The organism is Rhizorhabdus sp., assembly GCF_018006725.1.
GTDB lineage: Bacteria > Pseudomonadota > Alphaproteobacteria > Sphingomonadales > Sphingomonadaceae > Rhizorhabdus.
The window spans coordinates 1461-13235 of the sequence record NZ_JAGMXV010000138.1; the positions used below are offsets into that span (position 1 = coordinate 1461).

Annotated in this window: 11 protein-coding genes; 8 read left to right on the forward strand and 3 right to left on the reverse strand. The window is 64.1% G+C overall.

From position 1 onward, the window contains the following. The 4 genes from KAY22_RS17450 to KAY22_RS17465 all read left to right on the forward strand — a co-directional run bounded on the left by KAY22_RS17450 (window position 1) and on the right by KAY22_RS17465 (window position 3032). Entirely contained in the window at window positions 1-1215 is a 1215-nt protein-coding gene (locus tag KAY22_RS17450) for a copper resistance protein B (protein ID WP_296624587.1), read from the forward strand. A 47-nt stretch (window positions 1216-1262) separates the two neighbouring features. Beyond that, entirely contained in the window at window positions 1263-1646 is a 384-nt protein-coding gene (locus KAY22_RS17455) for a DUF305 domain-containing protein (protein ID WP_296624588.1), read from the forward strand. Between the two features lie 58 nt (window positions 1647-1704). Continuing rightward, entirely contained in the window at window positions 1705-2154 is a 450-nt protein-coding gene (locus KAY22_RS17460; RefSeq protein WP_185708008.1) for a DUF411 domain-containing protein, read from the forward strand. 86 nt (window positions 2155-2240) lie between these two features. Continuing rightward, window positions 2241-3032, forward strand: coding sequence for a DUF2231 domain-containing protein (locus tag KAY22_RS17465; protein ID WP_231725740.1), 792 nt, complete (start codon window positions 2241-2243; stop codon window positions 3030-3032). An 88-nt stretch (window positions 3033-3120) separates the two neighbouring features. Here KAY22_RS17465 and KAY22_RS17470 read toward each other — a convergent pair whose 3' ends face one another. Further along, on the reverse strand, window positions 3121-3525 hold the full coding sequence (locus KAY22_RS17470) for a four-helix bundle copper-binding protein (protein ID WP_082736288.1): 405 nt from the start codon (window positions 3523-3525) through the stop codon (window positions 3121-3123). A gap of 280 nt (window positions 3526-3805) precedes the next feature. Then, entirely contained in the window at window positions 3806-4789 is a 984-nt protein-coding gene (locus KAY22_RS17475) for an NAD(P)/FAD-dependent oxidoreductase (protein ID WP_366514101.1), read from the reverse strand. A gap of 221 nt (window positions 4790-5010) precedes the next feature. Here KAY22_RS17475 and copC point away from each other — a divergent pair, with 221 nt between their 5' ends. The 4 genes from copC (at window position 5011) to KAY22_RS17495 (ending at window position 11236) form a co-directional block, all read left to right on the forward strand. Beyond that, entirely contained in the window at window positions 5011-5379 is a 369-nt protein-coding gene (gene copC, locus KAY22_RS17480) for a copper homeostasis periplasmic binding protein CopC (RefSeq protein ID WP_037475981.1), read from the forward strand. Window positions 5380-5383: 4 nt separating this feature from the next. Further along, window positions 5384-6310, forward strand: a complete 927-nt coding sequence (gene copD / locus KAY22_RS17485; protein WP_185708004.1) for a copper homeostasis membrane protein CopD — start codon at window positions 5384-5386, stop codon at window positions 6308-6310. A 64-nt stretch (window positions 6311-6374) separates the two neighbouring features. Further along, window positions 6375-9062: a vitamin K epoxide reductase family protein gene (locus KAY22_RS17490; RefSeq protein WP_037475977.1), complete on the forward strand. Its 2688-nt coding sequence runs from the start codon at window positions 6375-6377 to the stop codon at window positions 9060-9062. Between the two features lie 308 nt (window positions 9063-9370). After that, window positions 9371-11236 (forward strand): cytochrome c/FTR1 family iron permease, encoded by a 1866-nt coding sequence (locus KAY22_RS17495; RefSeq protein ID WP_082736289.1) that lies wholly within the window; start codon window positions 9371-9373, stop codon window positions 11234-11236. Window positions 11237-11299: 63 nt separating this feature from the next. On the opposite strand, the gene KAY22_RS17500 is transcribed toward KAY22_RS17495, so the two are convergent. Further along, window positions 11300-11506, reverse strand: coding sequence for a DUF6118 family protein (locus KAY22_RS17500; RefSeq protein ID WP_051519908.1), 207 nt, complete (start codon window positions 11504-11506; stop codon window positions 11300-11302). Window positions 11507-11775: the final 269 nt, after the last annotated feature.

An 11775-nucleotide genomic window follows, 5' to 3' on the forward strand; every position in this document is an offset into this window, starting at 1 on the left:
ATGCCGCCGTCAAATACGCCAGCGGTGAAAAAGCCGGCCGCTAAAAAGCCGGCCGCCAAGAAGCCCGCAGCGACCAAGCCCGTCGCGCGCAAAGCGTCCCCAAAGCCCGCCGCTAGATCGACACCGCCCGCGAAAACGGGATCGGGGGCCAAGCCCGCTGCGAATCAGCCCGCCAAGCCTCCGGCCCCTGCAACGATCGTTGCCGATCCTCACGCCGGTCATGACATGACGACCATGCCGGGCATGAATACGCCTGGAGCCAACCCCAACCCCAATACCGCGCACGACATGTCGGCCATGCCAAGTGCCTCCGGCGGTGCCGCCTCCGGCCAGCCAAGCACCAGGCAAGGCATGGACCATGGATCGATGCCGGGAATGGGCCAGAGTTCGGGCGCGATGCAAGGCATGCCGGGACACGACATGGGAAGCATGCCCTCAGGCACGGGCGCGGCGATGATCGGCACCAACCTGCAGGCCGGCACCGCTCCGCCGCCCCCCATTCCGACGGATCGTGCCGCGGACCAGGTCTACTCTGCCGCTGCCATGGCGCATTCGCAGCAGCATCTGCGGTCGATGCACGGCGGGCAGAATTTCTCGCAGGTCATATTCAACCTGGCTGAAGTCCAGATCCGGGATGGTCGCGATGCTTATCGTTGGGATGGCAGCGCCTGGTACGGTGGCGACGTTAATCGTCTGGTTCTTAAAACCGAGGGCGAAGGGAACTTTGGGAGAAGCTTGGAAAGGGCGGAGCTGCAGGCGCTCTACGCACGGGCAATCGGACCCTATACCGATTTTCAGGCAGGGATCCGGTACGACTTCAAGCCTAATCCCTCGCGTGTTTACGCGACAGTCGGTTTTGAGAGCCTGGCTCCGGGTTTCTTCGATGTCGAGGGCGCACTGTTCTTGTCTAGCAAGGGAGACGTGCTGGGCCGCGTTGAAGGCTATTACGATCAGCGCATCACCCAGCGGCTGATTCTCCAGCCTCGTGTCGAAGCTGAGTTTGCGGCGCAGGACGTTCCGGCAGACCGGATCGGTTCGGGCTTGTCGGATATCGAGCTTGGCTTGCGGCTGCGCTACGAGGTGAAGCGAGAGTTCGCCCCCTATATAGGTGTTTCGTACGAGCGCAGAGTGGGCCGTTCTGCTCGTTTTGCACGCGAGGATGGCGAGGATGCGATATCCACCAGCCTCGTTCTGGGCATTCGCACATGGTTTTGAGGCCGACTAGTCTTGTCGGGTTGGCTGAGGTCAAGAAGGAGAAAACGATGTTCAAGGCAGTAACACTTCTGGCTCTGGCCGCGATGTCGGCGAGCCCCGCTTTGGCTCAGCAGCAGATGCAGGGCATGGACCACTCGAAAATGCAAGGCATGAACCACGACAACATGCCTGGCATGAACACGCCTTTCATGCCCGCCGAAATGGCGATGCATGAAAAGATGATGAAGGCCAAGGGCGCTAATGCGAGCGAGACGTGGGTCCGCAAGATGATCGAGCATCACCGCGGTGCGATCGCCATGTCGCAGATCGTTCTCCGGGAGTCGCCCGATGCGAAGACCCGGCAAATGGCTCAGAAATCGATTGCCGAGCAGAACAAGAGCATCGGTGAACTCCAGGCGATGCTCCGGTCGATGGGCAAGCGTCCTCAGTGATAATCTTCGTTCCTCCCGCCCCACGAGGGGGCGGGAGGAATGACCAAGGAGTTTTTCCATGAAGACAGCTTTACGATCCGCGCTTACTGCCGCAGCCTTGTTGGTTCCGGTTGCCGCCAGCGCGGCTACCCCGATCGTTATGCACCGCGATCCCGGCTGCGGCTGTTGCGCCAAGTGGGCAGCGCAGGTGCAGCGGCAGCTCGGGCGCCAGGTGCGCGTCGTCGATGATTCCAATCGCCCGGCGCTGCAGAAGCGCGCGGGGGTCCCTGCGGACGTCTCGTCCTGCCACACAGCAATCGCCGATGGCATGGCTTTCGAGGGCCACGTGCCGATTGCCGATATGAAGCGGGCTCTCGCGACCCGGCCCAAGGGTGTGCGAGGCCTCGCGGTCGGCGGTATGCCGCTCGGCTCGCCGGGAATGGAAGTGCCGGGCGTCAAGACGCAGGCCTATGACGTGGTCGCCTTCGGTCCCGGCGGGCGCCGCCTGTTCGCGCGCCACGGCAGCTGATCGGCGGTTTTTTCAGGCTGGGGCGGCAGACGCGGTCGCCGCAGCTGGTGTAGCTCCACGGCCCAGTTCGTCTTGAAGAGCGGGCGATGGGTTTCACGAAAGGATTTGGCCGGGTGAGGCAAACGGGCATTGATGAACACGAAACAAGGGGTTGGGTGATGCGCGGTAAACGAAGCGGAGCCTTCGCTTTGCTCCTTGCGGTTGCAATGTCAGTAAGCACATCGGCAGCGGCGCATGAAGATCACGATGCGCTCGGGGCCGGGCCAGGTGCTAACAGCGCAGTCGAGACTCAGAAAAAGGATGGAGCAGACGCTGGCGACGGCCACATGGGCATGGGCTCTATGTCGACCGTGGACATGAACATGGGCGGCCGCGACATCGCCGGCGACGACATGGACATGGGCGGCATGCACGAGGAGACCGCCAACAAGAACAAGAGTTTCGGTGAACGGCTTGTGAGCTGGCTGGGCCGGCTGCACACCATGGTCATTCATTTTCCCATCGCACTGTTCATCGGTGCGTTCGGGGTGGAGCTGTTCGGGTTGTGGCGCCGCAACCGCGACTATCAGCATGTCGCACATATAATGCTGGTGGTCGGCGCGCTGGGAGCGATCGCGGCGGCGTTTCTGGGTTGGTTCGCGGGCGGGTTCTACCTGACCGATCGCAACCCGATCCTGATGACGCATCGCTGGCTCGGGACCTTGATCGCGGTCTTCGGCGTCGCGCTGGCTTGGATGCCAGCGCGCCACCGTAAGGTTCCCGAGCGGTCGCGGACGTTGTACTGGGTGGTGCTTGGCCTGATGACGCTCGCTATCTCCATCCAGGGATTCCTTGGCGGAACCTTCATGCACGGCGGAATATACCACTTGGCATTCTGAACCGGTCCGGCTGTGCGCATAAAGCGGTCGTTTTCTGAACAGGCACGGCCGAGGGCGCGTCTTCACCGAGGACGCGCCCTTTGACTGATCAGCGGATCGACTGAACTGCTTCGCTGCAGGCCTGCTCGCAGCGATGGCAGTGTTCAGCGCAGATGCGGCAATGCTCGTGCGTGCTCGCATGCTTCTCGCATTCCTCCGCGCACAGCCCGCAGGCGATGGCGCAGGCTTGAAGAGCCGCGACCAGCGCTTGCTCATTGCTGCCGGTGCGGCGGGTGCCGAGAGAACCTGCCGCCAGGCAGATGTCGGCGCAGTCGAGGTTCAGACGAATGCACTGGCGAAGCTGCGCGACCATCTCTTCCGCCAGACAGGCATCAGCGCACGACGTGCAGATCTGAGCACATGAGTAGCACTCCTCAATACAGCGGATCAGTGCGTCGTTCGTGTTTCCCTTCACGTCCGGATGCGTGGCGATCATCTCTTGCATGTGGTGCATGGTTCTCTCCTGTTCAGGTAGCGGTCACCCCCTGTCTAAGTAAGAGGTACGAACCTGAAATGTTCCGGCCTTTGCGTCGGACCGTTCAGCCGCTTTGGCGTATCGATTAACCCCCGGCGCCGGGGGTAGCGCACAGTTTCGACGGCCACGCCGCCTGCGCGCGCGCACCATCGTGGTGCGGGATCATCGAACCGAGAAGGGCCGTGTCGCCGATCGCCGTGTGGTACGAATCAGCGCTCCGGTTTAGGGCTTTCACTCGTTGCACTGCCAATGGCTCACCCTAGGTCGGCGGTAGGCCCTGAGCCGGCCACAGCCCGGCCATGGCGGATGCCAATCCGCTGTCGCGGTCGCGCAACAGGTTATGGATTGCGGTCGCAGCGACCGCTGCTTGTCCGGTCGCGACGCTGATCTGATCGAGCCCTTCCACAACGTCACCAACCGCGTAGAGGCCGGCAACCGAGGTTTGTTGGTGGGCGTCGGTCAGCACGCATCCCGTTGCCGCGAGCTTCGCGCCCAGCGAAGTGGCAAGCCCTGTTCGAGGCGATGAGCCGAGCGCAGGGTAAAGCGTGTCGAATTGTAGCTCCAGGCCATTGGCCAATCGAACCTCGACACAATCGCCAAGACGCAGCTGCTCGACAGGCGAGGGCGCGACATCGACGCCCTGCTGGGTCAGCCTGGCAAATTCGGTCGGTGCGAGGTCGAGCGACCGTTCGGCGAGAAGCGTGACCTTGGCACCATAAGCGCGCAGGAATTCGGCTTCTTCAGCGCCATGGCGGTCGCAGCCGAGCACCGCCACGCTCATCCGCCGAGCCTCATAACCATCGCAAATCGGGCAGTAGCGGAGAAGGCCACGCGCGACGCCGATGTCATGCATCGCATCGGGCATCTCGGGACGTCGATTGACGACACCCGTCGCGAGCACGACGGTCCGCGCGTACAGGACGTTCGGTCCGCAACTTGCCGAGAAGTGATCGCCTGATGCGACGATCGCGTCGATCTCACCGCTCTGGACCGTACCGCCATATTCATGCAACTGAGCCTGCAATCGCGCAAGAAACGCGACGCCGGAAATGCCGCCGGGAAATCCTGGGAGGTTGTGCGAGCGCGGGATGGAGGCGGCGCGCCCCGCCGCCGCGTCGTAAACGACGCAGCTCCTGAGAAAGCGGGAAAGATAGATCGCGGTCGTGAGTCCAGCGGGGCCGCCGCCCACAATCAGACAGTCGATGACCTCCTCGGGATCGCCAGTCCAGCCTTGATTGGTCAACCGCAACCTCATCATTACCCCGCGCATGCGCCCGGCGGGCCCGCGGCCCTACTCATTCGGACGGTAGGCGCAGGTAGAAAGCGCTCTGTACTCCCTTGTGAATACGCGCCGATGCCGCTTCCCCCTCATCAAGAGGGTGCGGCGGCACGAAAAAAGATCGTGAGGATGACCCGTCCTGCTGCGTAATACAGGTGAACTCAACGGAAATGGAGATTACCCGCATGCGTCGCTTGTTCATCACGACTGCCGCCGCCGCCTTGTTCTTCGCAGGCGGCGTGGCAAACGCGCACCCGAAGCTGGTGTCCGCCAGCCCCGCCGCCAACGCGGCCGTCGCGACCCCGGAGAAGATCAGCCTCCAGTTCAGCGAGAAACTCGTACCTGCTTTCTCCAAGGCCGAACTGATCATGGCCGCGATGCCTGGCATGGCGGCCATGAAGATGCCGAGCAGCGCCGCGGTCGGCTCCGACGGGCGTACGCTAACCATCATCCCCAAGCAGCGTCTTCCGCGCGGGCGTTACAACGTCGACTGGCAAGTCGTTTCCGGCGACACGCACAAAATCACCGGCAGCTACACCTTCACGGTGAAGTGAGCGAATGCTCGACTGGCCGACCGTCGCCATCCGCTTGGCGTTGTACCTGGTCCTGACGGTGCTGTTCGGCCTGTCGGCGTTCAGCCTCTATGGCCTTAGGCTCGGCGAGCGCGAGGATGCAATCGCTCTGCGGCCTTGGCTTTCGGGAAGTGCTGTGCTCGGGTTGCTGCTCTCAGCCGCTGGCCTGATCCTCATGGCCTCGTCGATGGCCGGATCTCCATTCTGGCCGGTCGACGAGGCCGCGGTGGCTGCCTTGCTCGGAGGGCCACCGGTTGGCTCCGCCTGGAAGGTGCGCATGGTAGCGCTGGTCATTGCCGGGGGCGCGACCCTGCTGGCGCGAGGCAGAGCATCATGGCTGGCGACCGCCATGATTGCCGCCGCTACGGCGTTGGCGACACTCGCTTGGAACGGGCACGGCGCCATGGACGAGGGAAGCACCGGATGGCTTCACCTGGGCGCGGACATTCTCCATCTCCTCGCAGGCGGTATATGGGTTGGCGCACTGTTCGGATTGCTTCTCCTGATGACGCGCCGCGCCGAGGCGATCGATACCGCGCACCTTCAGCTCACCCATCGGGCGCTGCACGGCTTCGGGGCGGTGGGCACGCTCGTGGTTGCCATTTTAGTGATCACCGGCTTGATCAATAGTTGGCTGCTCATAGGCCCAGCCAATTTCACGTCCTTGGGCACGACGCTCTACGGCTTGCTGCTGCTTGCCAAGCTGGTCTTGTTCGCAGCGATGCTGGGGCTCGCTTCGCTCAATCGCTTCCGCCTCACGCCGGCCTTCGAACGATCGATTGCCATGAACGATCATGACGGAGCGCTTATGGCGCTGCGAGTCAGCCTGGCGGTCGAGACAGCCTGCGTAATCGGTATCCTGGCACTTGTGGCATGGCTTGGCACCCTCGCACCGCCCGCATCGGGCATGTAGGTGAGGTTACCTCTGCTGGGTCTGTTGATGTATTCAAAGGTGAACGAACGAGGGTGGCAGAGTCATGACCGACGTCGAACGCAGCGAGCCCGGGAGCGGCAAGGGTGCTCCTGAGATCGTCCTCATCACGGGTGCGAGCGGTTTCATAGCCGCCGCGCTCATTGCCCGGCTCGGCGAACGCTACACGGTCGTCGGACTCGATCGTGCCGGTCCTCCGGACCCGCCGCCTCCTGCGGCCGCGGTCGCCATCGATCTCGGGTCCGACGAGGCGGTCCGCGCCGCGCTCGAGGAGGTGCGCGCACGATACGGCGCCCGCATCGCGTCGGTTATCCACCTAGCCGCTTATTACGACATAACCGGCAAGCCTAACCCGCTCTATGACAAGGTGACAGTCCAGGGCACCCGCCGGCTGATTGACGGGCTGCAATCGTTCGAGGTCGAGCAATTCGTCTTCGCCAGCACGATGCTGGTCCATAAGCCGACCGCCACTCCGGAGGAGCGCATCAGCGAGGAGTCGCCAATCGGTGCGTCCTGGGCGTATCCGCAGTCCAAGGTCGACACCGAGGCATTGCTGCATGAGCGCCACGGGAACATCCCCGTCGTCTTCCTCCGCGCCGCAGGAGTTTACGACGACGACGGGCGCTCGGCGTTTCTCGCGCAGCAGATATCGCAGATCTACGAGCACCGCCTGATCTCGCATTTCTATCCCGGCATGCTGTGCGCGGCACAGTCATCGGTGCACCGCGAGGACTTGGCCGACGCCGTGGTGCGCCTCGTCGATCGGCGGCACGACTTGCCGTCAGAACTGCCGCTGCTCGTCGGCGAACCCGACCCGCCCGGCTATGCCGAGATCCAGGACATCGTCGGGGAGGCGCTCCACGGCGAGGGCTGGAAGACGATCCGCATCCCGCAGCCGCTCGCGAAGGCCGGGATCATCCTGCAGAACGAAGCGCTCGGCAGCGACGACTTTATCCAGCCCTGGATGATCGACAGCAGCAACGACCACTATATCCTCGACATCTCGCGCGCACGGTCGCTGCTCGGGTGGGAACCGAAGCACAGCCTTCGCGACACGCTCCCGGCGATCGTCGCTGCGCTCAAGCGGCATCCGCGGGCCTGGTACCGGAACAACAAGCTCAACGAGAACCTGGTCGCGTGGGATGAAGAGCCAGAGGCCGAGCTTGCGGGGTCTGGCCACCACCAGCCCGCAGCGGCCGCCGGAACGGGCGGCATAGATCACGGCGGGATGGATCACAGCAAAATGGACCACGCGGCGATGGGGCACGGGTCCGGCGCCGCGGTCGCGGCCATGTCGGACCACGGCGGGCACGGCGATCACATGGCCTTGATGGACCGCGATGAGCGCCGCGCACGCTGGGCGCTTTACGCCAACATCGGTCTCGGTCTGTGGCTCGCCTCCAGCCCGCTCATCTATGATTCCATGACCACGCAGAGCGTCGGCGAAGCCGCGCGTTTCGTAACCGTCGATCGCGGGCTGCCTTCGATCGAATGGCGGGCCAGCGCACTGGCTATCAGCGATGTCGTCAGCGGGCTCGCCATCGCGCTGTTCGGCGCGCTGTCGCTCGCCCCGCGCACCAAGACATGGGCGCAGTGGGCTGTCGCGTTCATCGGCATCTGGCTGTTCTTCGCGCCGCTGATCTTCTGGAGCCCGAGCGCCGCGCAGTACAACAACAACCTGCTCATCGGCTCGGCCGTGATCGCCCTGTCGGTGCTCGTGCCAATGATGCCGGGCATGAGCATGGCGGGCATGATGGACCCCAAGAACATCCCGCCTGGCTGGACCTATTCGCCATCGACGGACGCGCAGCGGCTGCCGATCGTCGCCATGGCGCTGATTGGGCTTCTGACCTCGCGTATCCTGACGGCCTACCAGTTAGGCCACATCGATACTGTGTGGGAGCCGTTCTTTGCTGGATCGCTGGCCGACCCGCGCAATGGGACCGAGGAGATCATTACATCCGACATGTCGAAGGCTTGGCCGATCCCCGACGGCGGTCTTGGTACAGTCAGCTACGTGCTCGAAATTCTTATGGCGGTGATGGGCACCCGCGACCGCTGGCGGACCATGCCGTGGATGGTGACCTTCTTCGGCATTCTCGTCATTCCGCTCGGCGTCGTCAGCATCTATTTCATCATCAGCCAGCCGATCGTCATCGGCACGTGGAGCACGCTGGCGCTGATCGCCGCGCTCGCCATGCTGATCATGATCCCGTTCGCATTGGACGAGGTCATTGCCATGGGCCAGTTCCTCGCCTGGGCGAAGCGCCGCGGCAAGCCGCTGATCCGCACCTTCTTCCAGGGCGACGCGGTCGAGGCGGGGGCCGAGGACGCATCCGACGTGATGGCCTCGCCTTCTACCTTCTGGGCGGATGCGAAGCGCGGGCTGACGCTGCCGTGGACGCTGGCGGCCAGTATCGTGCTCGGCGCCTTCCTGATGCTGACGCGGGTGATCCTGGGGAACGAAGGCGAGATGGCGAACAGCGACCATGTCGTCGGCGCGCTGGTCATCACCGTGGCGATCATCGCCACCGCGGAGGTCGCCCGCGCGCTGCGCTTCATCAATGTCGCGTTCGGGGCATGGCTCGTCGCTGCCCCGTTCCTGCTGACAGGGGCCGGCCCCCTTGGGGCGATCGTGTCGGTGGTCGTGGGAATCGCGCTCATCGGGCTCAGCCTGCCGCGCGGCAAGCGCAGCCCCGAACATTATGCGAGCTGGGACAAATACGTAATTTGAGGCCTTACTCGCCTCCAGAGAGGAGGGGCACAGCATGGCGCAGTCCAGGTACCGAGTTCTATCCGGGCGGTCATTCAGGCGGCGGGGGTGATGACGGGGGCGGTGGACCGCGGCTACAGCTTTAAGCGAGCATCGACACTGTTCCGGTACGGTCCAGCATGCTAATGCGATTCCTTCGCAGGATCGTTGGTGGCCTGCGGCTAAGCTGCATCGCATCGAGACAAAGATAATATGAAGTGACGCGTCTCAAACTTGTCCTCCTGCGGCTTGCCATCACGCTCACCGCGCTGTTCATCCCGGCCGCGACAATGGCCGAACCCGGCGACGTGCAAACCGCATGGCGGCTGCTCGACTATATCGCCGTCGATTATGGCGGTGCGGTTGCCGAGGGCCGGGTCAAGAGCGCGGCCGAGTATGCCGAGATGAACGAGTTCTCCGCGTCCGTTACGACGCGGCTGCGCGATCTGCCGGCGAAGCCGGAACGGCCGGCGCTGGTTCAAGGAGCCGACAACCTGCAAGGGATGATCGCGCGCAAGGCATCGGCTGAACAGGTGGCGACCACCGCGCACGGGCTGGCGGCTGATCTGCTGCGCGCCTATCCAGTGCCGCTCGCGCCCGACAAGGCTCCGGACCTCGCCTCGGCCGATGCGCTGTTTCGACAATCCTGCGCGTCCTGCCACGGCATGACGGGCGACGGGCATGGCCCCGACGCCGCCAAGCTCGATCCGCCGCCGATCGCGTTCACTGATGCCGAGCGCGCCCGCCAGCGAAGCGTGTTCGCGCTCTATCAGGTGGTGACGCAAGGGATCGACGGGACAGGGATGCAGAGCTTCGCCGATGTGGCGAACGATCAGCGCTGGGCGCTCGCCTTCCGCGCCGGGAGCTTCGCCTTCACCGACGAACAGGCGCGCGAAGGCGAGCGGCTGTGGAAGTCAAACCCGGCGCTTCGCCAGCGCATACCGGACCTGAAAACCCTCGTCGCGCTCACCCCGGCCGCGCTCGCCACCTCGATTGGCGAAGCGAAGGCCGATGCGGTCATGGCCTATCTCCGCCGCCATCCCGATCAGGTGATGCAACACGCGCCTGGCTCGCTTGCGGTTGCGCGCGCCAAGCTCGCCCAAAGCCTAGCGGCAGCGCGGCGTGGCGATGCGCGCGGGGCGAGGGAGCTGGCCTTGTCGGCTTATCTCGACGGGTTCGAGCCGGTCGAACCAACGCTCACCGCGCGCGACGCGGCGCTGATGGGCCGGATCGAAGGCGCGATGGGCGAGTTTCGCGCCGCGATCGACCGCGGTGCCTCGCCCAACGAGCTCGCGGAAAAGGTGTCAGTGCTCGACGGGCTGTTCGACGATGCGGAAGCGGCGCTGGCGCCTGATGCCGCCACGGAAGCGTCCACGTTCCTGGGCGCATTCACGATCTTGCTGCGCGAGGGGCTCGAAGCCTTGCTCATCGTCGTCGCCATGATCGCGTTCCTTCGCAAGGCGGAGCGAGGAGAGGCGCTGCGATACGTGCATGGCGGTTGGATCAGCGCGCTCGTTGCCGGGGGGATCACCTGGGTGGTGGCCACCTATGCAATCGGGATCAGCGGCGCGAGCCGGGAGCTGACCGAAGGGTTTGGGTCGCTGTTCGCTGCGGTCGTGCTGCTCTCGGTTGGAATATGGATGCACGGCAAGGCGCAAGCCGATCAGTGGCAACGCTATATCCGGGAAAAAATGTCACGGGCGCTCACCGGAGGATCGGGCTGGTTCCTGTTCGGGCTGGCGTTCGTGGTGGTCTATCGGGAGGTCTTTGAGACAATCCTGTTCTACGCGGCGCTCTGGTCGCAAGGAAACGGTCCCGTGCTGCTGGCCGGGGCGGGCTCGGCCGTTCTCCTGCTTGCGGTGATCGCCTGGGCCATGCTTCGCTACAGCCGCACGCTGCCGATCACGCAGTTCTTCCGCTACAGCTCCTGGCTGATGGCGATCCTGACGGTCGTGCTCGCGGGCAAGGGGGTTTCCGCTCTCCAAGAGGCGGGCATCATTGCCATAGCGCCGCTTCGCGATGTGCCCAGGCTCTCAATACTTGGCCTGTTCCCTACATGGCAATCCGTGCTGGCGCAGCTCCTGATGGCGGTGGCTATCGCGATCGGGTTCGCCTGGAACCGTCGCGGCGATCGGGGCAGGGCATCGGCTCACTAGCACCGATGCGAGTCCATGACGGAGACCATCACCTCTTGCGGCTGAGCCGGGAGGCGTCCGTAGCTATTCCGCCGCCTTTTTCTGGATCGTGCAGCGCACCGCCTGCTTCGCCTTCACAGCGGCTTTGCGGCATCCCTTGATCGTCTCGCGATTGTCGCGCAAGACCCTGTCGGCCGTGACTATCACCTCCCAGCTCGGCTGCGATGCGCTGACCATCAGATGCTGGCCGGCATCCCAAAGGGTGGGTTCATCCAGCACGCGCGCCGCCATGCGCTCGGGCCATTTGCCAGCTCGCCGGTGCAAGGTGCGCGATCGGCCCCGCCAGCGGACCTAGAGTAGCAGCACCAAAAGCTTCCCGCCGCCGCTGGCTCGGCACCTCGATCGCGACATTTGGAATAGGCCTCGCCTAACTGGCCCAGTCGGCCCGAAGCTGCGATTTTGGCCAGGTTGAAGAACGAACACTGAACGCTTGATTGATTCTACCAGGACCGTTGCTGACCACCGACCTCGTAGATATCGGCTTCCATGGAGCAATTGTA

Excerpts from the sequence above, each read along its gene's own strand:
- copD (WP_185708004.1), top strand. The coding sequence starts at position 5,384 with ATGCTCGACTGGCCGACCGTCGCCATCCGCTTGGCGTTGTACCTGGTC.
- KAY22_RS17455 (WP_296624588.1), top strand. The coding sequence starts at position 1,263 with ATGTTCAAGGCAGTAACACTTCTGGCTCTGGCCGCGATGTCGGCGAGC.
- copC (WP_037475981.1), top strand. The coding sequence starts at position 5,011 with ATGCGTCGCTTGTTCATCACGACTGCCGCCGCCGCCTTGTTCTTCGCA.
- KAY22_RS17460 (WP_185708008.1), top strand. The coding sequence starts at position 1,705 with ATGAAGACAGCTTTACGATCCGCGCTTACTGCCGCAGCCTTGTTGGTT.
- KAY22_RS17470 (WP_082736288.1), bottom strand. The coding sequence starts at position 3,525 with ATGCACCACATGCAAGAGATGATCGCCACGCATCCGGACGTGAAGGGA.
- KAY22_RS17495 (WP_082736289.1), top strand. The coding sequence starts at position 9,371 with ATGGCCGAACCCGGCGACGTGCAAACCGCATGGCGGCTGCTCGACTAT.
- KAY22_RS17465 (WP_231725740.1), top strand. The coding sequence starts at position 2,241 with ATGGGTTTCACGAAAGGATTTGGCCGGGTGAGGCAAACGGGCATTGAT.
- KAY22_RS17490 (WP_037475977.1), top strand. The coding sequence starts at position 6,375 with ATGACCGACGTCGAACGCAGCGAGCCCGGGAGCGGCAAGGGTGCTCCT.
- KAY22_RS17500 (WP_051519908.1), bottom strand. The coding sequence starts at position 11,506 with ATGGCGGCGCGCGTGCTGGATGAACCCACCCTTTGGGATGCCGGCCAG.
- KAY22_RS17450 (WP_296624587.1), top strand. The coding sequence starts at position 1 with ATGCCGCCGTCAAATACGCCAGCGGTGAAAAAGCCGGCCGCTAAAAAG.